Source organism: Methylobacterium planeticum, from assembly GCF_008806345.1.
GTDB classification, from domain to species: domain Bacteria; phylum Pseudomonadota; class Alphaproteobacteria; order Rhizobiales; family Beijerinckiaceae; genus Methylobacterium; species Methylobacterium planeticum.
This window is the reverse complement of sequence record NZ_VZZJ01000007.1, coordinates 165,912-189,388: the sequence shown is the minus strand read 5'-3', so window position 1 is coordinate 189,388 and position 23,477 is coordinate 165,912. Positions and strand designations below refer to the sequence as shown.

The 23,477-nt window shown below is 70.4% G+C and carries 21 protein-coding genes and 1 riboswitch; of the genes, 4 read left to right on the top strand and 17 right to left on the bottom strand.

Annotated elements, in window-relative coordinates; translation table 11 throughout:
* Positions 1–56: 56 nt before the first annotated feature.
* The 17 genes from F6X51_RS11115 to F6X51_RS11040 form a co-directional block, all read right to left on the bottom strand.
* Positions 57–1,616 (bottom strand): AMP-binding protein, encoded by a 1,560-nt coding sequence (locus F6X51_RS11115; protein WP_150963544.1) that lies wholly within the window; start codon positions 1,614–1,616, stop codon positions 57–59.
* Complete coding sequence (locus tag F6X51_RS11110; protein ID WP_150963542.1) at positions 1,609–2,142, bottom strand: (2Fe-2S)-binding protein; 534 nt, start codon at positions 2,140–2,142, stop codon at positions 1,609–1,611. Before F6X51_RS11110 ends, F6X51_RS11115 begins: the two co-directional genes overlap by 8 nt.
* A complete protein-coding gene (locus F6X51_RS11105) occupies positions 2,130–2,993 on the bottom strand; it encodes an FAD binding domain-containing protein (RefSeq protein ID WP_150963540.1) in 864 nt (287 codons plus the stop codon). Before F6X51_RS11105 ends, F6X51_RS11110 begins: the two co-directional genes overlap by 13 nt.
* The gene (locus F6X51_RS11100) at positions 2,990–5,965 is read right to left on the bottom strand and encodes a xanthine dehydrogenase family protein molybdopterin-binding subunit (protein WP_150963538.1); all 2,976 of its coding nucleotides are present in this window, start codon (positions 5,963–5,965) and stop codon (positions 2,990–2,992) included. Before F6X51_RS11100 ends, F6X51_RS11105 begins: the two co-directional genes overlap by 4 nt.
* 161 nt (positions 5,966–6,126) lie before the next feature.
* Positions 6,127–6,984, bottom strand: coding sequence for a helix-turn-helix transcriptional regulator (locus F6X51_RS11095; protein WP_150963536.1), 858 nt, complete (start codon positions 6,982–6,984; stop codon positions 6,127–6,129).
* Positions 6,985–7,042: 58 nt separating this feature from the next.
* The gene (locus F6X51_RS11090; RefSeq protein ID WP_150963535.1) at positions 7,043–8,434 is read right to left on the bottom strand and encodes a sodium:solute symporter family protein; all 1,392 of its coding nucleotides are present in this window, start codon (positions 8,432–8,434) and stop codon (positions 7,043–7,045) included.
* Between the two features lie 363 nt (positions 8,435–8,797).
* Positions 8,798–10,792 (bottom strand): TonB-dependent receptor, encoded by a 1,995-nt coding sequence (locus F6X51_RS11085; protein WP_150963651.1) that lies wholly within the window; start codon positions 10,790–10,792, stop codon positions 8,798–8,800.
* A gap of 236 nt (positions 10,793–11,028) precedes the next feature.
* Entirely contained in the window at positions 11,029–11,997 is a 969-nt protein-coding gene (locus F6X51_RS11080) for a DUF6925 family protein (protein WP_150963649.1), read from the bottom strand.
* Complete coding sequence (locus tag F6X51_RS11075; RefSeq protein WP_150963533.1) at positions 11,997–12,794, bottom strand: ABC transporter ATP-binding protein; 798 nt, start codon at positions 12,792–12,794, stop codon at positions 11,997–11,999. Before F6X51_RS11075 ends, F6X51_RS11080 begins: the two co-directional genes overlap by 1 nt.
* Complete coding sequence (locus F6X51_RS11070; protein ID WP_150963530.1) at positions 12,794–13,825, bottom strand: FecCD family ABC transporter permease; 1,032 nt, start codon at positions 13,823–13,825, stop codon at positions 12,794–12,796. The genes F6X51_RS11075 and F6X51_RS11070 overlap by 1 nt, the downstream gene beginning before the upstream one ends.
* The gene (locus F6X51_RS11065; protein ID WP_150963646.1) at positions 13,822–14,652 is read right to left on the bottom strand and encodes an ABC transporter substrate-binding protein; all 831 of its coding nucleotides are present in this window, start codon (positions 14,650–14,652) and stop codon (positions 13,822–13,824) included. Before F6X51_RS11065 ends, F6X51_RS11070 begins: the two co-directional genes overlap by 4 nt.
* Before the next feature lie 52 nt (positions 14,653–14,704).
* Complete coding sequence (locus tag F6X51_RS11060; RefSeq protein ID WP_150963528.1) at positions 14,705–16,693, bottom strand: TonB-dependent receptor plug domain-containing protein; 1,989 nt, start codon at positions 16,691–16,693, stop codon at positions 14,705–14,707.
* A gap of 121 nt (positions 16,694–16,814) precedes the next feature.
* Positions 16,815–17,009: riboswitch (cobalamin riboswitch) on the bottom strand.
* 167 nt (positions 17,010–17,176) lie between these two features.
* Positions 17,177–17,338, bottom strand: coding sequence for a hypothetical protein (locus F6X51_RS27825; RefSeq protein WP_191970074.1), 162 nt, complete (start codon positions 17,336–17,338; stop codon positions 17,177–17,179).
* 276 nt (positions 17,339–17,614) lie between these two features.
* Positions 17,615–19,009 carry a methyl-accepting chemotaxis protein gene (locus F6X51_RS11055; RefSeq protein ID WP_150963526.1) on the bottom strand — a complete coding sequence of 465 codons (1,395 nt, stop codon included), beginning with the start codon at positions 19,007–19,009 and terminating at the stop codon, positions 17,615–17,617.
* 118 nt (positions 19,010–19,127) lie between these two features.
* Entirely contained in the window at positions 19,128–20,162 is a 1,035-nt protein-coding gene (locus F6X51_RS11050) for a YihY/virulence factor BrkB family protein (protein WP_150963524.1), read from the bottom strand.
* A gap of 114 nt (positions 20,163–20,276) precedes the next feature.
* Positions 20,277–20,564 (bottom strand): MTH1187 family thiamine-binding protein, encoded by a 288-nt coding sequence (locus F6X51_RS11045; RefSeq protein WP_150963522.1) that lies wholly within the window; start codon positions 20,562–20,564, stop codon positions 20,277–20,279.
* A 277-nt stretch (positions 20,565–20,841) separates the two neighbouring features.
* Positions 20,842–21,090: a hypothetical protein gene (locus F6X51_RS11040; protein WP_150963520.1), complete on the bottom strand. Its 249-nt coding sequence runs from the start codon at positions 21,088–21,090 to the stop codon at positions 20,842–20,844.
* Positions 21,091–21,333: 243 nt separating this feature from the next.
* On the opposite strand from F6X51_RS11040, the gene F6X51_RS11035 reads away from it, so the two are divergent.
* The 4 genes from F6X51_RS11035 to F6X51_RS11020 all read left to right on the top strand — a co-directional run bounded on the left by F6X51_RS11035 (position 21,334) and on the right by F6X51_RS11020 (position 23,439).
* Positions 21,334–22,065 carry a helix-turn-helix transcriptional regulator gene (locus F6X51_RS11035; RefSeq protein WP_150963518.1) on the top strand — a complete coding sequence of 244 codons (732 nt, stop codon included), beginning with the start codon at positions 21,334–21,336 and terminating at the stop codon, positions 22,063–22,065.
* Positions 22,066–22,152: 87 nt separating this feature from the next.
* Positions 22,153–22,815, top strand: coding sequence for an acyl-homoserine-lactone synthase (locus tag F6X51_RS11030; RefSeq protein WP_150963516.1), 663 nt, complete (start codon positions 22,153–22,155; stop codon positions 22,813–22,815).
* Positions 22,816–22,851: 36 nt separating this feature from the next.
* Positions 22,852–23,055, top strand: coding sequence for a hypothetical protein (locus tag F6X51_RS11025; protein WP_150963514.1), 204 nt, complete (start codon positions 22,852–22,854; stop codon positions 23,053–23,055).
* A gap of 132 nt (positions 23,056–23,187) precedes the next feature.
* The gene (locus F6X51_RS11020; RefSeq protein ID WP_150963512.1) at positions 23,188–23,439 is read left to right on the top strand and encodes a DUF6894 family protein; all 252 of its coding nucleotides are present in this window, start codon (positions 23,188–23,190) and stop codon (positions 23,437–23,439) included.
* The last annotated feature ends 38 nt before the right edge of the window (positions 23,440–23,477 follow it).

Genomic DNA, 23,477 nt, shown 5'->3' with positions numbered 1-23,477 from the left:
TCTCGTTCGAGGGTGTCGGAGGACGGTGAGGGGTCGGAATTCGCAAGGTGTCCCGCTCAGGCCGCGGCATGCCCTTCGGAGGGGGGCTCGGCCCCGCCCTCGGGGATGTACGCGCCGGCCACGAGCTGGCGGCGCAGCAGCTTGCCGACCGGGGATTTCGGGATCTCGTCGACGAAGACGTAGCGGCGCGGGAGCTTGTGGCTCGGCAGGCCACCCTCCCGGCAATGGGCGTCGAGGGCCGCCGCGTCGACGCCGCCGCGCCGCTTGACGAAGGCCGCGACGATCCGGCCCCAGCGCTCGTCGGGCAGGCCGACCACGGCGACCTCGGAAACGGCGGGATGCAGCGAGAGCCGGCTCTCGATCTCCACCGGCGAGACGTTCTCGCCGCCGGTGATGATCATGTCGTCGACCCGGCCGGTGACGAAGACGTCGCCATCGGCGTCGGCAAAGCCGGTGTCGCCGGTGAAGTACCAGCCATCGCGAAAGGCCTTGGCGGTCGCCTCGGGGCGGCGCCAGTAACCCTCGAAGGCCTCGTCGCCGCTCGCGATGACGGCGATCTCGCCCTCCTCGCCGGGGGCGGCGGTCGCGTTCGGGGCGCCCGTGAGAGGCACGATGCGCACCATGGTGTTGAGGCCGGCCCGGCCGGCCGAGCCGGGCTTGACCGCGGCCTCGTGGTTGACCGTGAAGGTGTAGACCTCCGACGAGCCGTAATGGTTGACGAACAGGTCCGGCCGGAACGCCTCGGTGAGGCGGGCCAGCAACCCGTCGGTCATCGGCGCCCCGGCAAATCCGAGCTTGCGCACGGAGCCGGTCTCGGTGGTCGGGAAATCCGGATGGTGGACGAGGTCGTGGTACAGGGTGGGCACGAGGTAGAGGTTGGTGATGCGTTCGGACGCGATCAGCCGCAGGGCACCGGCGACGTCGAAGCGCGGCAGACAGACGAAGGTGCCGCCGATCAGCGACATGGCCAGGAGCGAGCGCACCCCCATCGTGTGATAGAGCGGCATGACCCCGAGGGTCCGCTCGGCGCGTCCGTAGAGATTCTGCGCCACGTGGGCGAGCGCCGCCGCCCGTTCCGTCCGGTGACGCCGCGGCACGCCCTTGGGCTTGGCGGTGGTGCCCGAGGTGTAGAGCATCAGCGAGATCGCCTCCGCGTCGGCGCGCGGCTTCGCCGGGTCGGCGTCCCCGGCGGCGAGGTCGCGGAACGCCGTCTCGCCGGGGCCGGCGGCCATGCCGACCGCGATGCGGGGGATCCGGCCCGGGCCCTCGCTCGCCCGCAGGCTCTCGGACGAGACCGGCTCGTAGGCGATCGCGCGGGCCTCCGCGTCCGCGACCGCGAAGTCGATCTCGTCGGGCTTCGCCCGCCAGTTGATCGGCGTGATCACGATCCCGGCGAACTGGCAGGCCCAGTGCAGGGTCGCGGCCTCGTACCGGTTCTGCAGGACGGTGACGAGATGGTCGCCGGGCCTGAGCCCGAGCCGGTCGAGGCCCGCGACGGTCGCGGAGATCACCGCGAACCATTCGGCGTAGGTCAGGCGGGTGTCGCCGTCGACGATGGCCGGCGCCCGCGGGTCGCGCGAGACGCTCGCCAGGAAGCTGGTTCCGAGATCAAGCATGGGCGTTCTCCCAAGGGGCCGGGGCCGGGCCCTCGCCCCGCAGTTCCGCGGCCGCCTCCAGCGCGGCCTCGATGATCGGCGCGTAGCCGGTGCAGCGGCAGAGATGGCCGCCGATGACCTCGGTGATCTCCCGGCGCGACGGGCTCGGCCGGCGGGCGAGATAGGCGTCGAGAGACATCAGGATGCCGGCGGTGCAGAACCCGCATTGCAGGGCGTGGCGGCGCCGGAACGCCGCCTGGAGGATCCCGAGCCGGCCGGGCTCCGGCGCCAGGCCCTCGACGGTGCGGATCGCGCAGCCCTCGATGCCGACCGCCAGCGTCAGGCAGGCGCGGGCCGGCACGCCGTCGATGGAGATCGTGCAGGCCCCGCAGACGCCGTGCTCGCAGCCGACATGCGTGCCCGTGGCGCCGAGGCCGTGGCGGAGCGCGTCCGTCAGCAGGGTGCGGGTCTCGACCTCGACCGTGGCCGGGCGTCCGTTGAGGGTGAAGGCGACCATGTGGCGTCCCTTCGCGTCTAGCTGCGGCATGGCGGGTCCTCCCGGTCGGTCTCACCCTTCGCCACCCTGGCGGCGTCCTCCAGCACGCGGCGCCCGAGGCTGCGCACGAGGTCGCGGCGGTAGCGGGCGGTGGCGTGGAGATCGTCGCCCGCGGCGAGGTCCCACGCGAAGGCGTTGAGGGCGTCGTCGAGGGCCGACCCGTCGAGACGGGGAAAGTCGCGGGCGGTGGGCCGGTCCGCGACGCCGCCGATCGCGAGCCGCATGCGCGTGCCGTCGACCACGGCCGCGCAGGCGACGATCGCGAAGTCGCCGTGCCGGCGCCCGACCTCCGCGAAGGCGTAGCCGGTGTCGCGTCGGCGCAGGGGATACGCGATGGCCTCGATCATCTCGTCGTCGGCCTTCTCGGTCACCATCATGCCGGTGAAGAAGGCCTCCGCGGCGACGCGGCGGGCCTTCCGGCGGCTGCGCAGGCGCACCTCGCCCTCGAGCGCCACGAGGCAGAGGGGGATCTCGGCGCTCGGGTCGGCATGGGCGACGGAGCCGCAGAGCGTGCCGCGCGCCCGGGTCTGGAGATGCCCGACCCACGGCAGGGCGGCGGCCAGGAGCGGCAGGTCGTCGGCGAGTCGCGGCCGCTCCAGCAGGATCGCCTGCCGCACGCCGGCGGGGACGACGAGGGCGCCCTTCTCGAGGCGGGGTTCCTGGAGGGCGGCGATGCGCATCACGTCGACGAGCATGGCGGGCTTGGTCAGCCGCATGTTGAGCATCGGCATCAGGGACTGGCCGCCCGCGACGATGCGGGCCTCGGGCCCGTGCTGGCGCAGCGCGTCGAGGGCCTCGTCCAGGGATCCGGCGCGAACATAGCCGAACGGGGCGGGCTTCATGCCGGAACGCCGAGGCGCGCGAGCAGCCGGCGCAGGAAGCCCGGAAGTCGCGGGACGCGGCCGGACGACCCGCCGGCCCGGCGGGCGAGGGCCGCGAAGAACCCGCCGATGATCACGCGCGCGGCGCCGTCGAGGAGGCGCCCTCCGACCGCCGCGACCTTGCCGCCGACGGCCGCCTCGTAGACGTAGGAGACCCGGGTGCCGCCCGCGCCGTCGGGTTCCAGGGTGATGCGGCCGGAGCCGCCGCCGCTGCCGAGGCCACCCGTGACGGTGCCGGTCAGCGTCGCCGCCCGCGGCGCGTCGAGGTCGGACAGGGTCACGTCGGCCTTGTAGCGGCCCTTCACCGGGCCGACCCCGAGGCTGACATCGGCCTGGAAATGGGTGTCCGAGAGCTTCCGCACCCCGTGCGACCCGGGGATGACGGAGGCCAGAACGTCCGCATCGAGGAGCATCGCCCAGACCGCCTCGGGCGGTGCGGTGACGGCGGCCGTGCCCTCGCCGCGCAGGGTGCGGTCGCCGGGCTTGGCCGACGGCTTCGGGGCGGCGTGCCCGGCGGGGGGCGCGGGCTCGTCCCCGGTCGCCGCGAGGCCGGCGAGCTTGGCGGGCGTCAGGGGCAGGTCGATCGCGTCGAGGCCGAGGGCATCCGCCACCGCGTTGGCGAGGCAGACCGGGGTCGACATGCAATTGCCCTCGCCCACACCCTTGGCGCCGAGGGGCGTGAAGGGCGAGGGACTCTCGACGTGCAGGATCCGGAGGTCCGGCACCTCGGTGGCGGTGGGCAGCAGGTAATCCGCGAAGGTGCCGGACAGGAAGGCGCCGTCGTCGCCGTAGGCGAGTTCCTCGTAGACGGCGGCGCCGAGCGCCTGCGCGAAGCCGCCGCGCACCTGCCCCTCGACCATCCCCGGATGCAGCACGCGCCCGCAATCGTGCATCGTGACGTAGCGATCGATCCCGATCTTGCCGGTGACCCGGTCGACCTCGACGCCGCAGAGATCGAAGATGAAGCCATGGCAGAGGGAGGAATTGACGCGATCCTCCGCGTCCGGCGCCGTCAGTTCCGGGGGCGTCCAGAACACCGTCTCGCGGATGGCCGAGCCGACATCCTCGGGCACGAGCCCCGGCGACCAGTGGCTGGTGGCGGCCACGCGCCCGAAGGGCAGGCCGGCATCGGGGTTCGTGCGCGAGGCGATGCGCCCGTCCGTGAAGACGAGATCCTCGGGCCGCAGGTTCAGCTGCGCCGCCGCGATCCGCGCAAGCTTGTCGCGCAGCCGCGTGGCGGCCAGATGCGCGACGCCCGCCACCGCGGCGGCGAAGCGGCTCGAGTAATTGCCCGAGGCGATCGACCACGCGTCCTTGGCCGTGTCCAGGTCGGTCGTGACCCGGACTTGGCTCATCGGAATGCCGAGGACGTCGGCCACCACCTGGGCCAGGACGGTGCGGTGGCCCTGCCCCTGGGGCACAGACGCGACCTGCACGGTCACCGAGCCGACCGGGTCGAGGGTGATGGTGGCGGTCGATTGCGCGCCGTTCTTCGGGCCGGCCTTGGCGCGCTCGGCCGCGGTCAGCACCGTGGTGATGTAGCCCATGTTGGAGACGCTCGGCTCCACCGCCGCCGTCAGGCCGATGCCGTAGAGGCGTCCCTCGGCTCGCGCCGCCTCGCGCCGCCGTTTGAGCTCGTCGAGCCCCCCGTCGCGGGCCGCCTCGTCGAGGGCGCGCTGGTAATCGCCGGAATCGTAGAGGGCTCCGGTCGCGGTGCGGTACGGGAAGGCGTCGGCCGGGATCAGGTTCCGGCGGATCACCGCGAAGGGATCGAGGCCGAGGGTGTGGGCGATGCGCTGCATCAGCCGTTCGAGGGGATAGTAGACCTGCGGTCCGCCGAAGCCGCGCACGAGGCCGGTCGGGGTCTTGTTCGTGAGCACGACGCGATTGCGCACGGCGACGTTGCGGATCGCGTAGGCGCCGGTGAGGTTGCCGTGCATCCGGTAGAGGGTGGCGGGCTCGGGCGCGCGCAGATACGCCCCGCAATCCTCGACCTGATCCCAGTCAAGGGCGCTGACGCGCCCATCCGGGTCGAAGGCGGCCTTCAGGATGGTGACCCGGTTCGTCGCGGAGACGGACGCCGAGAGGTGCTCCAGCCGGTCCTCGATCCACTTCACCGGCTGGCCGACGAGGCGGGCCGTCGCGGCGATCAGGACCGCGTAGGGGGCGACGCCCTGCTTCACCCCGAAGCTGCCGCCGGAATCGGGCGGCGTGCGCAGGCGCAGGCGGTTTCCCGGCACCTTGAGCGCGCGCGCCACCACCGCGTGGATGCTGAACGGCCCCTGGAAGTTCGCCAGGACGTCGTAGGAATCGTCCGTCGGATCGTAGGCGGCGACGACCCCGTAGGTCTCCATCGGCGCGCCGGTATTGCGCGGATAGCGCACCGTCACGGACAGGCTGTGCGGGCTCTGGGCAAAGGCCGTCCCGGGGTCGCCGTAGCGGAAACTCCGGTCGCTCACGAGGTTCGAGCCGACGCCCTCGTGCAGGACCGCGCTGTCGGGGGCGAGTGCCGCGACGGGGTCGACCACGGCCGGGCGCACCCGATATTGCGGCTCGATCAGGTCGCAGCCGTCCTCCGCGAGGTAGCGGTCGCGCGCCACCACGATCGCGACCGGCTCGCCGACATAGCGCACCCGGTCGACCGCGATGGCGCGGGCATCGACGGCGGCTCGAACGGCCGGGACGAGGCCGGCGGTGACGTCGAGGAGGTCGCGGCCCGTGACGACGGCGACGATGCCGGGCAGCGCCCGCGCCGCCGCGGTCTCGATGCCGACGATGTCCGCGTGGGCGTGGGGCGAGCGCAGGATCGCCGCGTGCAGCGTGCCCGGCCGGGTGCCGAGATCGTCGATATAGCGGCCGAACCCCGAGAGCAGCGCGGCGTCCTCGACGCGCTCCACCGATCGTCCGACGAACGTCGTGTTCTCGATGCCCAATGCGCTTCCTCCGCCGGACCTCTCGCGGGTTCGGTGCTGGGAGGAGGATGGCGGCTCGGTGAGGGCGCGACGATGCCGCCGCGTCTCGCGACTTACCGAAACGTCTCATTTTGCGGGGGCCGCCGCGCGGAGAACAACCGTATCAGCGGCAGGACAGCCCGTCAGATCGCGGGCTCGCCGCCTCGGCGGACGATGCTGCGGAAGACGCTCGGAGGTACGCTGACATGGTCGCGGAAGAAGCGCGAGAAGTGCGCGGGCGCGGCGAAGCCGAGGCACGTGCCGATCTCCGCGAGGCTTTCCTCACTGCGCATGATCGCCTCGACGGCCTGCTCGACCCGAATCGCGTTGAGGAAGACGTGGGGCGGGGCGCCGGTGGATTGCTCGAACAGGCGGTAGAACTGCGCCCGAGACAGGCCCGCCTCCCGCGCCAGCGCGTCGGCCCCGAGGGCGGCGCCGGGCTCGGCCCGCATCCGCGCGACGGCACGCCGGATGCGCCAGTCGCCGGCATTGCGCCGGGCGGCGGCGCGCAGGGATTCGCTCGCCTCCCGCCACGCCGTGAAGCGCTCGATCACGGCGATCATCAGGCCGGACAGCAATTCGTCCTGGATGTGGGAGGAATCCGGTGCGTAGACCATCTCCGCGGCGAGATCGTGGGCCAACCTGCGGATCGCCGGCGTCACGCCGCCGAAGGGCTGGCCGAAGAAGCCGGGTGCTGCGCTTGCCGCCCAGTTGCGCCGGAAGGCGCCGAGCCAGTCCGGCTCGACGTAGAGCGCGAGGATCATCGCCTTGTCGCGCCGCGGATCGTGCAGGTAGGCGTGGGTCTCCCAGGCGTTGATCAGGACGGCCTGATCATCGGTGAGCGCCACCACGCGGTCGCCGACGAGGAACTGCGTGTCGTCGCCCTCGACCTTCAGCAGCACGTGGCAATGCGGATGGGCGTGGCGGACGAGGCCGCGGTCCATGTCGAGGAGAGCGACACGGCCGAAGGCGCCATGGGCGATCTCAAGAGCCTCGGACATCAGCGGTTTTAACACGCCATCCGGGGCGCAGCCAGATCCGGCCGTGCTCCGGCTCGGCTCAGGGCGACGTCGCCGGCTCGCTCCGGGGCACGGCGCTCTTCCGGGCTTGCGCGAACGCCATCACGACGAGGGGGATGACGAGCGCCACGTAGGCGTTGTCGATCCCGAGCGGGTCCCCGGCCAGGAACCAGCCGATCGTCAGGACGAGGGAGGCCAGGATGCTGACGACCGCCGCGCGCGGGCTGCCGAAGCGCGGGGCGTAGAAGGCGAAGAGGACCAGCACCGCGAGGGTTGCCCGCAGGGATTTCGCCAGGAACGTCACCTTCAGGATGTCGGGGGCGAAGATCGCGAGGGGGATCGGGATCAGGCCGACGAGGATCGTGGCGACGCGCACGAAACGCAGGGACGAGGCCCCTTCCTCGGTGCGGAGGCGCGAGAGATAGAAATCCTTGTACAGGAGCGTCGCGGCACCGATGCTGAGGGCCGAGATCGTGCCGAACAGGGACCCGGCCAACCCCGCCACGACGACGGCGGCGAGGAGATCGTCCATCCGGGCGATCAGCCCCGGCAGGGCCTGGATCGCCGGGATCCCGGGCAGGAGCGCCGCCGCGCAGACACCGACCAGGGCGGCGCAGATCCCGAAGGGGACGAGCAGGAGAGCGCAGTAGAAGCTCGCCTGCCGCGCGGTGCGCCCGTCCTCGACGGTGTTGATCGCCTGGATCACGTATTGGGTGGAGAAGACCGCGCCGATGCCGGCCACGAGCCAGGCGAAGATCTGGGGCCATCCGACCGTATCCACCGCGAACATGCGCTCGGGCAGACGCGCCTGCAGGGCCGCGAGGCCGCCGATCTGGGAGAGCCCGAAGACGACGGCGGTCAGGATGCCGACATACTTGACGAGCGCGTGCAGGACGTTGGTGTAGATCACCGAGCGCATGCCGCCGACGCTGACGTAGAGCGTCGCGATGGCGCCCGTGATGATGATGGCGCTGGTCCGGTCGACGTTGAGGAGGCCCGCCAGGATCGTGCCACCGCCCGCGTAGGTCGATATCGCCACGATCTGCAGCGCGAAGATCATGATGATCGAGGTCGCGAGCTTGGTCGGGCGGCCGTAGGCCTTGGCCAGCGCCCCCGAGATGGTGTTCTCGCCGAGCTGCTTGAAGCGGGGCGCCAGGAGGACGGCGTAGAGCATGAAGCCGATGGCGAGGGCCAGGACGTTCCAGGCCGCCGACAGGCCGACCTTGTAGGCCGTCTGCGTGGTGCCGACGCTCGTGGCCGTGCCGATGAACTCCGACATCAGCAGGAAGCCGATCAGGAAGGCGGGGTAGCGGGTGCCGCCGGAGGTGAAGCTTCCCGCGCTCTTGGCATAGCGCCGGGCCGAGAAGCTGATCAGCCCCATCGCCGCCATGTAGGCGAGGGTGAGGGAGAGGACGATCCAGTTCGGCTGCATCGGCGCGGCCTATCGACGGCTCTGCGCCGCGGGCACGACGTCACGGTCCGGCATATTTCCTCCAGCGTTCTCGCACCAGCCGTTCGGCTCTGTTGACGTCATCAAGCAGAAGCGACGGTCTTTGGCGAAAACTTAGGCTGTCCGAAGAGAGTAGCCAAACATTCAAATCTGATCGTCATGATCACGGAATTTGATGCTGGCTCCGGCAGGTGCTGGCGACTCCGGACAACGCTGGGCGCCCCCCGGCGAACCGGTTGCTCCACGGTCGGGCGCAACTGCGGACGCGTCGGCCGATGGTGGTCGGCGCAAGCCCGGCGCAGTCGGCTGCCCATCCTGACGGCGACGGCTGCGCCCGAGCCGCCGTCAGAAGCGGCCTGCCAGGGTCAGCCGCACGGCGGTCGGTTCGACGGGGTGGAAGTGCCGGTCGGCGACGCCCTCGGCCGCCTCGCCCGGCAGGCGCGAGGTGTAGAAGTAGGTGATCTGGTCGGCCTTGGCGTTCGTCAGGTTCAGGACGTCGAGGGACAGGCTCAGCCCGTTCTCGAAATTGTAGCCGATCCGGCCATTCACCAGCGCGGTCGGCTTCGAGCGCACCGAGTTGTCCTCGATCAGGGGGCGCGGCCCGAAATAGCGCAGGCGCATCGAGCCGAACCAGCCGAGGCCCTCCCCGAAGGTGATGCCCGCCGAGGCGATGGTGGTGGGCGCTTCGGGGACGCGATTGCCGACAGGGTCGTAGTCCGAGAAGCGCGCGTTGGTGATCGTGAGGTCGCCCTCGAGCCTGAGCCACGGGGTCACCGCGTAGCGGTTCGTCCATTCGAGGCCGAAGCGGCGGGTCGGCCGGCTCGGTTCGGTGGTGCCGGTATCGCCCTGGAACAGGTTCTCGGAGGCGAAGTCGAGCTGGAACAGGGCGAGCGCGGTCTCCAGCCCCGCGATCGAGCGGTTGCGGATGCCGATCTCGGAGCCGGTCGAGGGCACCAGGAAGGGCGAGCGGGCGATAGTGAACAGGGGGCTCGCCGGATCGACCGTGGCGGTGACGCCCCGCGCGTCGTTCGAGTGAAAGCCGCCGCCGTAGTTCACGTAGAGCTCGGTGTCGAACCAGGGGCCGAGCACGAGGCCGAGCTTCGGGTTGACGATGCCGTCGCGCGCCTTGCCCGAGTTCGCCGGCGTGTCCGAGCGGACATCGGCGTAGTAGCCGTCCGCCCGGAAGCCCACGCTGGTGCGCAGCCAATCGGTCCAGCGCAGCCGGTTCTCGTAGTAGAAGGCCGCGCTCGCCTCGAGCACCCGGTCGTCGAGGACGGTCGCGCGGTAGAGCCGGTTCTGCGTGTTGGAGAGCCCGACCCGGATGTCGTCGGTCCGGGTCTGGACGCCGATCTCGTTCTCCATCGGCAGCCCGAACAGGGCGCCCTGGAAGACGTGGCTGACCTCGCCGCCGCCGAGGACGCGGCTGTCGCGCTGGCGGAACTGGTCGCCGTTGACCGGATCGTTGAGGAAGTAGGTGAAGTTGTTCCAGAGGTTCATCTGGTAGCGGATCAGGTAGGCGCTCGCCCGTGTGATCCCGGTCTCGTCCGTGCGGCTCCAGCGCCCCGAGAGCGAGAAGCGGCCGGTATTGCCGCCGTCCGACGGATCGAGGGTGCCGAAGCGGCCGATCAGCCCCTCCGCGACCGCGCGCTCGGGGATCTGGTTGGTGGCGTTCCACTTGGCCCAGTAGGCCATGCCGGTGAGCGCGAAGCCGTCCGTGACGGTGCCCTGGCTGTAGCGCACCACGCCGTTGAGCTTGCCCAGCCGGTCGGGCACGGCCCAGGGACCGTCGTAGGTCTGCGCCTCGCCGGCCACGAGCAGGTGGCCCTGGCCGAGCGGCGCCGAGGCGATCGTCAGCGCCCGCTTGTAGCCGAAGGAGCCGATCGAGGTCAGCGCGACGTTCCGCTCGACCGTGTCGAGGTAGTCGATGCGCACGGAGCCGGCGGAGGCGAAGTCGCCGTCGCGCACGAAGTAGGGTCCCTTGTGGAACTCGACCGCGCCGACGAGTTCGGGGATCAGGAAGTTGATGTCGGCGTAGCCCTGTGCATGGGCGTTCGTGCGCATGTTGACGGGCATGCCATCGACCGTGATCGCGATGTCGCTGCCGTGGTCGAGGTTGAACCCGCGCAGGAAGAACTGGTTGGCCTTGCCCTCCCCCGAATGCTGGGTGACGATGAGGCCCGGGACCTCCTCCAGCACCTCGCCGGGGCGTGTGATGGGCCGGCTGTTGATCTGCGCGCCCGAGATCACGCCGGCGCTCGCCGCATCGACCGTCCGGAGGCCGCCGCCGATGCCGGAGACGCCGCCGACATAGCCCGCGCTCGCGGATACGACGCCCGGCATGGGTCGCGCTGCCTCGGCCGTCACCGCGATCTCATCGAGCGTCGCGGCCCCCGCCGCCTCGCCGCCGGCCGCCCGGGCGTGGGGTGTGCACCACGCCGCGACGGCGAGGCTCGACACCCCGACGAGCGCGCGACGGAGCGGGGATCGATCGATGCGTGAGGGCATGAGGGGGCTCGGACGCACGGGATGATCTCGATCGTGGCGGGTGGCGGAAGACGCGGCGGCCCTGTCCGGCATCATGGCGTCTCCGCCTCGTTCTCCTCGGGGTCGATCTCGGCCAGATCCGAGACCTCGCCCCGAAGGTAGCGCGCCTGGGCCTCTGCCACGCGCCGCGCGGCTTGGGCATGGCGGCTCGATGCCACGGTGGCCGAAGCGTCTGTCGGCAGGCCGCGCTTGATGGCGAGGAGTTCCGGGTCGCCCCAGCGGTCCAGCAGCGCCTGGAAGGCGTCGTGGCGGGCGCGCTCGAAGGGAATGCGCCGGCCCATCATGTCCTTGTACGGGTGCGCCGGGTGCAGGCCGGCGCACGGCACGTAGCCGAACGGGATCGGGGTCGTCGCCGCATGCGTGCGCCTGGCCTTCAGGAGTTTCGGCAGCAGGTGGGTGTGCGGTCCCTCCGGGCTGGTGCCGCCGTCGGGCGGGATCGGCGCGTAGACCTCGACGCGGCCGATCCGCGCCAGGAACACCCGATGGGGGCTCATCGCCACCATCTGAGGACCGATCGGGTTGGCGTGATCGAACAGCGGCAGGCCGACCCCGGACCGCAGGCGGGCGATCGCCTCCGGATCGCGCACGCGCACGCAGGCATCGATCGCCAGAAGGTCGAGGCCGAGATCGAAGAGAATGCCCTCCCGGTCTTGGGGGCGCGCCGCGGCATCGTCGGGTCCGAGTTCCGTGACGACGTTGCGACGGCTCATCGCGCAGGCGTGTTCCGGCAGGCAGAGGGCGAGCGCATGGTTCCAGCCCGAGGTGACCGGTGTCTCGTAGGCGGTCGGGAGAAGGTCGCGGGTCGGGGTCAGCGCGATGGCTCCGCGGGCCGTCGCCATGCCGAGGCGACCATCCGGAAGCTCCGACACAGCCTCGTCCGGATCGCGCATGAACTCCGCGATGACCCCGAAGCTGCCGAGGCTCCAGGCCGTGCTCGGATCGGCCAGGGCATCGCGCAGGAGCGCCACGACATCGGCATCGGGTTCGTCGAGCGGTGGCATCATCCCATCTCCTTCGTGCCGGGGCCGGAGCGCTCCCAGGGCAGAATGTATCGGGTTCCATCGAACGCGGTGCCACGGTGCGCGGCGACGCCGAAGGCCGAGGCGAGGAGGCCGTCCGTCAGCGCCGCGTCCGGCCGGTCATCCGCCACGAGGCGCCCATCCTCCATCACGATGATCCGGTCGCAGAAGCGCGCCGCCAGGGTGAGGTCGTGCAGCACGGCGACAACGCCGATGCCTCGCCGGCTGATCGCGCGGAGCAGGGTCATCGCGTCGAGCTGATGGGCCGGGTCGAGGGCCGTGATCGGCTCGTCGGCCAGGAGGATCTCCGCCTCGACGGCGAGCGCCCGCGCCAGGAGAACGCGCATGCGCTCGCCCGACGAGAGCGTCGGCTCGGCGCGGTCGGCGAGGTGCGCCACGTCGGCAAGCCGCATCGCCCGGGCAATCGCTGCCCGATCCGCATCGCCGAGGGCCGCGAAGGCGCGCCGGTGCGGCAGCCGGCCGAGCGCGACGATCTCCGACACCCGCATCGGCCAGCCGACGCCCGCGCCCTGGAACAAGGCCGCCAGCCGCCGGGCCCGCTCGTCGCGGCGGACGCTCGCCATGGCGCGCCCGTCGACGGTGAGCCGCCCCGTTGTGGCCGGGAGCAGCCCGGCGAGGATGCGGAGCAGCGTCGTCTTCCCCGCCCCGTTCGGACCGACGAGGCCGACGAAGGCACCCGGGCCGAGATCGAGCGAGACGTTCCCCAGGATGACGGTCCGGCCGATCCGAACGCCGACGGCTTCCGCGACGAGGCGCATCAGGTTCGCCCCTGGCGGCGGAACAGCAGCCCGATCAGGAAGGGCGCACCCACCAGCGCCGTGATGACACCGAGCTTCAGTTCGGGCCGCGAGGGCAGAAGCCGGATCGCGATGTCGGCGCCCAGCACCAGGGCAGCCCCGAGCAGCCCGCTCGGCCACAGGCTCGCGCCCGGGCGCGATCCGACGAGGGGCCGCACCAGATGGGGCACGACGAGGCCGACGAACCCGACCGCGCCGCTGACGGCGACGCCGCTGCCGACCGCGAGGGCCGCCCCGGTGACGATCCGGAGCCGGACCGAGACCAGATCGAAGCCGAGGCTCGCGGCCGTGTCCTCGCCGAGGGCGAGCGCGTCGAGGGCGCGCGCCGTCGAGAGCATGAGGATCCAGCCCAGCCCCATCAGCGGCAGGCAGAGCCAGACATGGTCCATGCTGCGGTCGGCCAGCGACCCCATGAGCCAGAACACGATTTCGAGCGCCGCGTAGGAGTTCGGCGCGAGGTTCAGCGCCAGGGCCGTGAGCGCACCCGCAAGGCTCGACAACCCGACACCGGCCAGGATCAGCCCGAGCGTCCCGGTGCCGCGCGCGGCCAGGAGGTTGATGCCGAGGGCGGCCAGGGCCGCGCCCGCGATCCCGCCGAGGGGCAGCGCGAGGCTGAGGCTGCCGGCGAGGCCGCCGTAGAACACCATCACGGCTCCGAGCGCCGCAGCCGAGGAGATGCCGAGGATGCCCGGATCCGCCAGGGGATTGCGGAGATAACCCTGCAGCACCGCCCCGGTGAGGCCAAGGCTGAAGCCGACGAGGGCCCCGAGCAGGGCGCGCGGGATCCGCAGCTCCCACAGGACGAGGGCCGGCAGCGTTGTGCGGCCGGCCAGCAGGTCGGCCATCGCGGACGGAACATCGAAGGCCGCGTAGCCGATCGCCACGGATGCGAGGACCAACGCCGCGACGAGGGCCGCGGCGATGACGATCAGACCCGCGCCCGCGAGCCTCGACCGGGCGGAGGCGCTCGCGCGTGGCAGCAACGCCTTCATCGGAGGGAAGTCCGCGCACGGGCGGCCGCGACGAGCCGCGTGACGACCTCGGCCACCTGGGGTCCGGGACAGGTCCAGAGGCGGTTCGGGACCGACACCGTCCGTCCCTGGCGGCGCAACTCGGCGAGCACCGGGTGGCGCAGCAGGGCGTCGGCCAGCGAGGGGGCTCCGCGCGCGCCCTCGTCCAGGATGACGAGGTCGACATCCGCGAGGGCGGCGGCCTCGAGCGACACCTGCCCCGTCCTGTCCTGACCGATCTCGGCCGCCACGTTGATCAGGCCGGCCGCCGTGAGGACGGCATCGCCCAGGCTGCCCGGCGCCACCGTGAAGGCGTTCGGCCGCATCACCAGGGCGCGCAGGCGCGGCGTCCCCGCCCATTGCATGGCCTCAGCGAGCCGGGCGTCGAGTTCGGCGATCATGGCCTCGCCCCGCTCAGGATGGCCGAGCGCGGCCGCGACCATGCGGATCTGCCCGCGCATGCCGTCGAAATCGGCCGGCACGCCGATCTCGAGGGGCGGGAATCCGATCCGCTTCAGCAGGGCCACCGTCGCGCGCGTGGTGAATGCTCCCGCGATGATCAGGTCGGGCTTCAGCGCGATGACCTCCTCCGAGAGCCCGCGGGTCCGCGGGAGGCCCTCGGCCTGCTCGGCCACGTTCGAGCCGCGCGGATCGCGGGCGAGATAGGACACGGCCGCGATCTGCTCGCGGTCGGCGAGGCGGAGCAGGAGTTCGTCCGCGCACAGGTTCATCGAAACGACGCGCGCGGGCCGGCCCTCGGCGTCGCCGGCGCCGGCGCCGGCGAGGCCCGCTCCGAGGAGCAAGACCATCAGCGAGACGGCACCGACCCTGATCCTGGCGCGATTCGACATCGGGAAGTCCTCAGAAGGCGGTCACGCGCACGCCGCCGTAGACGGCGAGGCCCGGTCCGAGGAAGCCGGTCGGGTTCTCGTAGCGGCGGTCGAACAGGTTATCGATCCGGCCGAACAGGCTCAGCGTCTCGCTCATTTCGTAGTTCGCCGAGAGGTTGACGAGCGTGAAGCCGGGGTTCTTCAGCCGCGGCACCGAGAAGTCGCGGTTGCCGTCGACGAAGGGGCCGAGCACGATCAGGGTCCCGGTGAAGGTCAGGCCGGGCAGCGGGGTCCAGAAGGCCGTGGCGCTGCCCTTGTGGCGAGGCCGGCGCAGCAACTCCTGGTGCGTGATCTCGTTCTTCGTCACCGTATTGGTGTAGTCGACGCGGCCGGACAGCGTCTCGCTGAACTGCACGGACACGAAGGCTTCGGCGCCGTAGGAGACCGCCCGGCCGACATTCTCATTGGACGTGAAGGTCGCGTTGCTGGTGATCAGGTTCGTGAAGTCGTTCCGGTAGTAGGTCGCGCCGACCAGGACCCGATCCCCGAGCGGCTGCTCGAGCCCCGCATCGTAGCCGAGGCTTTCCTCAGGCTTGAGGTTGGGGTTGGCGAAGAAGTTCGACGCCGGGAAGCTCTGGAAGAGCTGGCTCAGGGTCGGCGCCTTGAAACCCGTGCCGACACTGCCCTTCAGGCGGGTGTCGCTGAAGGGCAGAACGTAGCTCGGCGCGATGCGGAAGGTGGTCGCCGGGCCGAAGCGGTCATTCTCGTCGTGGCGCAGGTTGGCGACCAGGACGGCGCGATCGAAGGGGCTCAGCTGCGCCTCGCCGTACCCCGCAGTGTTGCCGTTCCTCGCCCGCAGGTCGCCGCTCCCGAACGGGCTCGGGTCGGTCGTCGACAGCCGCTCCTCGTCGCGCTGCGCGCCGAACAGGATCAGGTTGCCGGGGGAGAGGAGGTAGTCGCCACGATACTCGTAGCGGGTGCGCTCGCCGAGGCCCGTGGTCGGCGCAGGCAGGACGAGCGGGTCGAGGGGCCCCTGCTGGTGGTTGAACAGGTTCGAGTGGTTGATCGCGAAGACGTTGTGGAAGCCGGGCAGCGGCGTCCACTCCGCCTCGTTGCGGGTGAAGATCTGCTGCACGTCGGCCGCACTCCGGAACGCGGCCGGCGGCGCCGGGAACGTGCTGAAGTCGGTGCCGGTGAACAGAAGCCGCGAATTGATGAAGCGCGTCACCGAGTTGATGCGGAACGTATCGGTGAACTGGTAGCCGAACTTCGCCGAGACCGTCTCATTGTCGTAGAAGTTCGGATGGATCGGGCGTCCGGGGGGCACGAGCTGCGGCGGCGTCACGGGTGTGGCGGCGGCGCGGACGTGCAGGATCGAGACGGAATAGTCGAATCCGTCGGTCGAGCCGCTGATCCGGCCGCTCTGGTTGAAGGTGCCGAAGGAGCCGCCCTCCACGCGCGCGGTCGCCCGCGCCGGTCCCTCCCCCCGCGGGGTCGCGAACGAGATCACGCCGCCGATCGCGTCGCTGCCGTAGAGGCCGCTCTGGGGACCGCGCAGCACCTCGATCCGGGAGAGGTCGCCGGTGAGCAGTTGCCCGAAGTCGAAGCTTCCGTTCGGGTTCGACGGATCGCTGGCATCGATGCCGTCGATCAGGACCTTCACGTGGTTCGAATTCGAGCCGCGGATGAACACCGAGGTCTGGCTGCCCGGCCCCCCGCTCTGGACCACGTTGAGCCCGGGCACCTGCTGCAGGGCGTCCGGGACGGTGCGGCGCTGCTGCGCCTGCAGCTGCGTGTCGGTGAGCACCGTGACGCTCGATCCGGTGGCGGCGATCGGGGTCGGCACGCCGGTCGCGGAGACGGAGATCTCCGAGAGGATGGCTGTGGCCTCTGCGCTGCCCCGGGTCTCGACGAGGGGGGCGGCGACTTGCTGGGCCAGCGCGCCGGAGGACGGGATGGCAAGCACGGCGCAGGGCAAAATCAGCGCGCGCCAGAGCGTGGGTGCGGCAGGAGGGAACACGGACGGGCCTCGGGCGACGGCAGTGGCACGTCACCGCGAACGGAGGCCTCACCGAGCGCTTGCCATCAAGGCACGCGCTCGCCTCGACACCCACCAGGACACCCCGCCCAATGCGTTTCGCGTGTGACCACGACTGACGGCAGGTCTCCTGGCTCGCGGGTCGCTGCCCCTCATCGTCTTCCCAGGTGAGGCACCCAGTGACGTGTTGATGGAGGCTCGCCGCTTACAGTTGCGGGGGCAGCCGCGGCCTCGGAGCAAGCTCCTCACCGCGTTCCCTTTTGATCCTCGATGAGGAACCGTCGGCCACACCCTAACCCGGTGTCACCGCGTGCCGTCAACAGCGCAACGCGCGTTTCCGAGCCGGTGTGCCCGCAGGGCGACAGCGCGCAGCACGTGACCCGGCGTGCCCGAAACACATCGCCTCAGGACTGACGGCAGAGGCCAGTGGTGTGTCGCCACTGGCCTCTGCGCGTTCTCCAATCGTCAGATCGAGGGCGACCCACCCGACGGGCTCGAGGGCTGCGCCGTCGCCGGTCGCTCCACCGGGTGGATGGGGAGCGAATGGCCCCCTCTCATGCGGCGAAGCTCCATCACGGCTAGCGCCAGCGGAACTCCGATCAGGAACAGGGCGAACACGAGGCTCATGGCAATCTCCTCCGGCTCCATGAACGGACCCGTTGGAAGGCCGGAATCCGCCTGGCAAGCGGGGATCAATGTCTGAACGGCCGAAGCGGTTCGATTCCGTCCGGTAGAAACCACCGAGCCGATGCGGCGGAGAACCCCGCCTCGGACGCTCCCCGCTGCGGAAGCAGGCAGGCTCGGCGGTCCCGCCCTCCGCGAAGGGCGGCTCGATCGACACCCTCAGGCGGCCACGCCCGTCCTCTCATCGCCCCGCGGAGAGGAGGTGCCACATCCGCGGCGCTAGGCGCACCCGGTGCTGTCCGCGATCAGATCCTGCGCCGCGTCGAGCATGTCCTTCATCGCCTTCGAGGCCGCCCGATAGGCGGGCGTCCCTTGATCCCAATCGCTTCGCGTGATGCTGGAAATCATGCGCTCGGCCTCCCGCAGCGCGGCGTCCTCGGCTTGAACGAAGGCCGCGACGGCCTGGCGGTTGCCGAACGCACCATCGTGCAAGCGTTGACCGATGCGTTGCGTCGCGCCCGCCCGCATCGCCGCGGCATCCGCCTGCGGCGGCGCGAGCCCCGAGAGGATGCGCGCGAGGCGACGCTTCCAGGCCCCGATATCGGCCGGGAGGCGCACGAGATCGTAGGTCGGGGAGCCCGGCTCGACGGCATCGAGCGTCATCTGCGCCGACCCTTCGGCCTTCACCAGACGATCCGTGATGCTCTCAATCTCGGTCCGGGTTTTGGCGGATTTCTCGGCAATGCCCTGAACGTTCCTGGCGATCTCCTCCGTCGCCGACCGCTGCTGCATCAACATCTCGGCGAGCGCCCGGGTGAGGTCGGTCGTCTGGGTGATGCCGGCTTCCGCGTCCGCGATGCGCGACCCGAGCTGCTCCACGATCGCGTTGCCACCCGCGACCGCATCCCGGCTCTCGTTCACGGCGTCCGCGATCAGCCCCATCTCGCTCTGAAGCGTGCCGAGCCAGGTCCGGATCTCCTCCGTCGACTTCGCAGTCTGCCCGGAGAGCGCCTTCACCTCGGCGGCGACGACCGCGAAGCCGCGCCCCGCCTCGCCGGCGCGGGCCGCCTCGATGGTGGCGTTCAAAGCCAGGAGGTTGGTCTGCGCCGAGATGCCCGCGATCGTGCTCGCCATCGTGCCGATCTGCGCGATCGCGCCCTGAAGCACCTTCAGGCGCTGGTCGATCTGCGTGGTGCGCTCGTCGATGGCCTGCATGGATCCGCGGGCCTGCTGAACGTCCCGCAGACAGGCCGTCATCGAGGCCTGCGCCTCCTGCGACCGGTGCCCGGCGCTCTCCGAGGTCTCCGCGACCTGCGCGATCGAGGCGACCATCTCCTCGGTGGCGCTGGCGATGGTCTGAGACGAACTGGCGATCTGGCCCACGTCGTAGGTGGTCCAGCCGACATTGATGGCCGCTTCCGAGGCCTCTCGGGCGAGGCGCGCGGTATCGGCGAGATCGTGGAAGCGATTCTGCGTCCTCGCCCCCTCGACCCGGCGCACGGCATCGAAGAGGGCGCCCGTCCCGAGGTCGTTCAGCGCGAGCGTCTGATTGGCCGCAAGCTTTGCCAGCGCCGCAACCAGCCGCTCTTCCTCCTGTCGACGCTGCGCGACTTCGGGCGCATCGATGGCCGGAACCGATGGATGCCGTTGACCACGCAGCGCAGACCGAAACATTTCGCTCCCCCTTCTTGATTTGAGCAGATTACGATCATTGTCTTAATGCTTGGCTGACGCCTTTTTGCGCAAAGGGCGGGAAATCGGCCCGCGTTCGCCCACCGAACGGCGTCGTCCGTTAGGTCTGAGAAGGTCCGACCGTGTCGGCCGCGAAGGCGTCGCGCGCGCCGAGCGGCTTGGGTTTGCCTGCCGTGCTGTCGCGCACCGTCTGCCGTTCCATCTCGGCATTCAGCTCGGCGCCGAGCAGCACGATGACGGTGGAGAGCCAGATCCAGGTCATGAAGCCGATGCCGGCCCCGAGGGAGCCGTAGATCCGGTTGTAGCTGTCGAAGCTCGCGACGTACCAGGAGAACAGCACCGAGCCGCATGCCCAGCACAGAGCGGCGGCGACGCTTCCCCAGGTGACCCAGCGCCACTTGGCATCGCGGCGGCTCGGACCATAGCGATAGATCAGGGACAGGCCGAAGCTCACGAGCAGGAGCATCGCGGGCCAGCGCCCGATGCGCAGCGCGGCATCCGTGACCGCACCGAGCCCGATGAGGCTGAGGACCACGGGCAGGACCACCAGCATGGCGGTGATGATCAGGGCGAACACCATGCCGCTGAGCGTGAACAGGAGAGTCGTCGCGTAGAACCGGACCAGCGTCCGCTTCTCGTTCTCCTTGTAGATCACGTTGAGGGCGTCGAAGAGCGCGCTCACGCCGGAATTGGCGCTCCAGAACGCGATGCCGAGGCTGACGGCCGAGGCCGCGCTGAGCGTCCCGGTGCTTTGCCGGGCGACCCGCATGAACTGGTCGGCGATGAGGTCGAGGACGCCGTTCGGCAGCACGCCCGCCAGCAGGTTGAGGTGCTGGCTGATCGCGTTCGGATCGAGGAACATGCCGTAGAGCGACACCAGCGTGGCGAGGCCCGGAAAGATCGCCAGGAGCGCGAAGAAGGCGACGCCGCCGGCCGTGGCGAGCACGCGGTCCCGCGGGACCGATTGGACCACGCGCCAGAGGATGTCCCACCAGCCGCGGGCGGGGATCTCCGCCGGTCGCGTCGCGGAGCGGCCGCGGCCCGGCTCACGGCCTCGCTCGAGGGCGGCCTCGATGCCGCTCTCGTTCGGCGGACGCGTCCCGACCGAGCGCCAATCCGCCTCTTCCCCGGCCATGAGGACCTCGCTCGCGCGCGATGCTGCCACCCGGGGTTATAGGGCGGCCGGGCGCCGCCCGCGAGGGGAGGTCCCGGCAGGGCGTCCGGGCGGCACCGGCGCTCCCGAGCATCCTCAGGAGACGGCCTTGAGCTTGTCGGCCATCGACTGCGCCTTGTCCCGCCGCGACGAGAAGATCAGGGTGAAGAACACCCGCTGCACGCCGAGTTCGGCAAGCCGTGCCTCGCACTGCTCCGCCAAGCGACAGATGTCGCTCAATTCCCCCTCGATATTCGTCCCGTTCGGGTGCATCTCCGCCTCGAGGTCACTCGCATCGATGATGGCCTTGATTTCCCTGACGTAGGGCGAGACGGACGGCCCGACGCCCATCGGGACGATGCAGAGATCAGCGACGACCTTCATGGTGACCCTCGGCATGGTGAGTCAGGGGGCCCGGCGCGGGCCCGGCCTTCAGCGCCGCGGCGCCGGCGAGCCCGATCAGATAGCCGGACGAGCGGATTCGGGAAGGCACTTGCATGCGAGGCACGGTCGAGCGGTCCGATCGGGGGCCCGCGGCGGCGGCGACCGGCGCCGTGGAGCGCGCGCGAACCGAACGAGCCGGCTCGGGGAAGACACGAGTGCGGAGCGCCCGCGCCTCGGCGGAACCGAGGACGCGGCGGCTCAACGCGGCCCGGCGCCGTCACGATCGGGTGTGCGTATCCGCATCCCGGCGTGAGACGCTCTCGGCGAATTCCAGCACCTTCAGACGTGCGCTCTCGTCATCGATCGCCAAGAAGGCCTTGAGCAATCGCAGACTGTCGAGAAGCTGCTTGTCCTTCGCCGCCCTCTGGTCGGGCGACGGAGAGGCCAATGCGGGATCACTTGACGTCGCGGGTCCGTCCCCGGCCGAAATCACTGATGATTCATCGATCCCGAGAGCATCGGCCAAGCGGCTGAGGACGATCCCGGCTGTTTCATGCTGCGTCCTCAAATGCCTTCCCTCTGAAAGCTCTGCGACGACGGGACTGCCGCATCGAGAGCGGCGTCATCGCGGCCGGATCACAGAAAAACATCGTCCCGATCTTCAATCCAGCACGTCGGCACTGGTTAGGCCGGCCTGTCAACAAATGAGCCTATCCCGGGTCACAGGCATTTGATACTACCGATCATCGCCGATCTGAAACTGCTGGTTGTGTCCGATATCCGTCAGGTCTCCTTTGACATCATCCACCGGCTTCGGGATGCGCGCACGCGCACCGAGGTCTACGGCGAGTTGCGCGCGGCCGGTCACCGCTTCGGGTACGACGCCTTCCTGATCGGCGGTCTGCCGCAAACGGAAACCGAGGGCTTGCTCGATTGCGCGATGATCTCGGGTTGGCCACCGGAGTGGTCGCAGCGCTACCACACCCGCGGCTACCTGCACCACGACCCGGTCATCCGGCGCATCCGCGGCACGACCGACCCTTTCCTGTGGAAGGATGCCCCCTTCGAAACCGGGGATGAGCGTGCCGCCAGGGTCATGAACGAGGCCCGGGACTTCGCGCTGAACGACGGGTTCTGCGTGCCCTTCCACGATCTCGACGGCACGGAGGCCGGGGTGAGCTTCGGCGGGCAGCGCCTCAGCCTGTCCGAGGACGAGAAGGCCGGCCTCCACCTCGTCGCGATCTACGCGATGTCGAAGGCGCGGGCCGTCTCGCAGGCGCGCTCGCGCGGTGTCGAGCGCACGCGGGGGCACCTGACCGACCGCGAGGTCGAGTGCCTGAAGTGGAGCGCGGCGGGCAAGAGCGCCTGGGACACCTCGCAGATCCTGGCGATCTCGGCCCGGACCGTCGAGGCGCATCTCGCGAGCGCCAGCCGCAAGCTCAATGCGGTGAACCGCGTTCAGTCGATCGCGGAAGCCATGCGGCGCGGCATCATAACCTGACCGCACAGGCCGGCACTACCTCGTAAATCTACGAATGTCGGGCTTGCCCGGCATGCCCGATCCTCCTGGAAACAGCGAGGTTCGGGCATGTTCAAGTTGTTGAGCGGACAATGTGGAAAAGACGACGCCGGCCTGATGGACAAGGTCTACCGGTTTCGCCACGACTTCTTCGTCGATCATCTGAAGTGGGAAGCTTGCCGAAAGCCGGACGGGCGTGAGATCGACGAATTCGACACGCCGCATTGCTATCACGTCGTCGGCTTGGATGGTGGCACGGTCGTCTCGTACTCGCGCCTGCTACCGACCACGCGGCCCCACCTGCAGACGCACCTCTACCCCGAGATCCTTCAGGGCGCCCCCTCCCCGTCCGGCCCGCACATCTACGAGTGGACACGCTGCGCCGTCGCCCCCGCCAAGCGGGAGAGCAGCCGGGGCGTGGATGCGGTCTCGGGGCCGTCCTTCACGGCGGTGGCCGAAGCCGCGGCTCTCCTCGGCCTCGAAGGCCTCCTGGTGCAAACCCACCCGATCCTGGTCAGTCGCCTGATGAGCTTCGGCTGGGAGGTCGACCCCCTGGCGCTGCCCTGCTCCTACGACGGCTCCAGCATCCTGCCGATCTACGCGCGGCTCACCCCGGACACGATCGAGACCCATCGGCAGATCTTCCGGCTGTCCGGATCGGTGCTCGAGGTGGATCGGGTCCGGATTCCGAGCCGCACGCCGATCGACCTTCCCCACCGACGCTCGGCCTAGCGCCGATCTCTTCGCTGTCATCTCAAGGTCATCACCATGTCGGACCCCTTCGTCGTGCCGGGTCGGGAGCCAATGAGCCCCATCGAGCGAACCATCGCCTGCTGCCTCGAAGCGCGGGAGGCGCTGGGTCAGATCGCCGATCCGTTCCTTCAAACGCTGATCGACATGCTGTTGCTCGAACTCGGCAGCCGCCTGGCCGAGGACATCAGGCGATCGAACCCCAACGCGATCCTGTCCTAGGCGGCAGCCCCAGGGGCCGGGCGGCACCGCTCACGCGGTGCCGCAGCGGTGAGAACGGGGCAGGCCGGCCGGTTCGGGCGCAGCGGCAGGACCGACGAACGGCGACCTGCCTTCCCGGGTGGAGGAATGTGCATGCCGCGCTACTACTTCGATCTCCACGACTGCATCTCGGTCCGCGACGAGAGCGGCATGGACCTGCCGGATCTCGACGCGGTGCGGGCCGAGGCCTATCGCGCGCTCACCGAACTCGCAGCGAACCACGCCGCCGATGACGGCGGCGTGCAGATCTGCACGGAGGTCCGGGATGGGGACGGGAACTGCGTCCTGAGCGCGACGCTGCTGATCCTGTCGAAACTTCACACACCGGCCATGAGCGACCGTTGACGACGCCCGCCTCGGTCCCGCGCTCGCGGGCCGGGGGG

What these genes read in the sequence shown, in the direction of transcription:
- F6X51_RS11115 (WP_150963544.1), bottom strand. Translation starts at nt 1,616, where the DNA reads ATGCTTGATCTCGGAACCAGCTTCCTGGCGAGCGTCTCGCGCGACCCG.
- F6X51_RS11110 (WP_150963542.1), bottom strand. Translation starts at nt 2,142, where the DNA reads ATGCCGCAGCTAGACGCGAAGGGACGCCACATGGTCGCCTTCACCCTC.
- F6X51_RS11105 (WP_150963540.1), bottom strand. Translation starts at nt 2,993, where the DNA reads ATGAAGCCCGCCCCGTTCGGCTATGTTCGCGCCGGATCCCTGGACGAG.
- F6X51_RS11095 (WP_150963536.1), bottom strand. Translation starts at nt 6,984, where the DNA reads ATGTCCGAGGCTCTTGAGATCGCCCATGGCGCCTTCGGCCGTGTCGCT.
- F6X51_RS11090 (WP_150963535.1), bottom strand. Translation starts at nt 8,434, where the DNA reads ATGCAGCCGAACTGGATCGTCCTCTCCCTCACCCTCGCCTACATGGCG.
- F6X51_RS11085 (WP_150963651.1), bottom strand. Translation starts at nt 10,792, where the DNA reads ATGCCGGGCGTCGTATCCGCGAGCGCGGGCTATGTCGGCGGCGTCTCC.
- F6X51_RS11080 (WP_150963649.1), bottom strand. Translation starts at nt 11,997, where the DNA reads ATGCCACCGCTCGACGAACCCGATGCCGATGTCGTGGCGCTCCTGCGC.
- F6X51_RS11075 (WP_150963533.1), bottom strand. Translation starts at nt 12,794, where the DNA reads ATGCGCCTCGTCGCGGAAGCCGTCGGCGTTCGGATCGGCCGGACCGTC.
- F6X51_RS11070 (WP_150963530.1), bottom strand. Translation starts at nt 13,825, where the DNA reads ATGAAGGCGTTGCTGCCACGCGCGAGCGCCTCCGCCCGGTCGAGGCTC.
- F6X51_RS11065 (WP_150963646.1), bottom strand. Translation starts at nt 14,652, where the DNA reads ATGGTCTTGCTCCTCGGAGCGGGCCTCGCCGGCGCCGGCGCCGGCGAC.
- F6X51_RS27825 (WP_191970074.1), bottom strand. Translation starts at nt 17,338, where the DNA reads ATGAGCCTCGTGTTCGCCCTGTTCCTGATCGGAGTTCCGCTGGCGCTA.
- F6X51_RS11055 (WP_150963526.1), bottom strand. Translation starts at nt 19,009, where the DNA reads ATGTTTCGGTCTGCGCTGCGTGGTCAACGGCATCCATCGGTTCCGGCC.
- F6X51_RS11050 (WP_150963524.1), bottom strand. Translation starts at nt 20,162, where the DNA reads ATGGCCGGGGAAGAGGCGGATTGGCGCTCGGTCGGGACGCGTCCGCCG.
- F6X51_RS11045 (WP_150963522.1), bottom strand. Translation starts at nt 20,564, where the DNA reads ATGAAGGTCGTCGCTGATCTCTGCATCGTCCCGATGGGCGTCGGGCCG.
- F6X51_RS11030 (WP_150963516.1), top strand. Translation starts at nt 22,153, where the DNA reads ATGTTCAAGTTGTTGAGCGGACAATGTGGAAAAGACGACGCCGGCCTG.
- F6X51_RS11025 (WP_150963514.1), top strand. Translation starts at nt 22,852, where the DNA reads ATGTCGGACCCCTTCGTCGTGCCGGGTCGGGAGCCAATGAGCCCCATC.
- F6X51_RS11020 (WP_150963512.1), top strand. Translation starts at nt 23,188, where the DNA reads ATGCCGCGCTACTACTTCGATCTCCACGACTGCATCTCGGTCCGCGAC.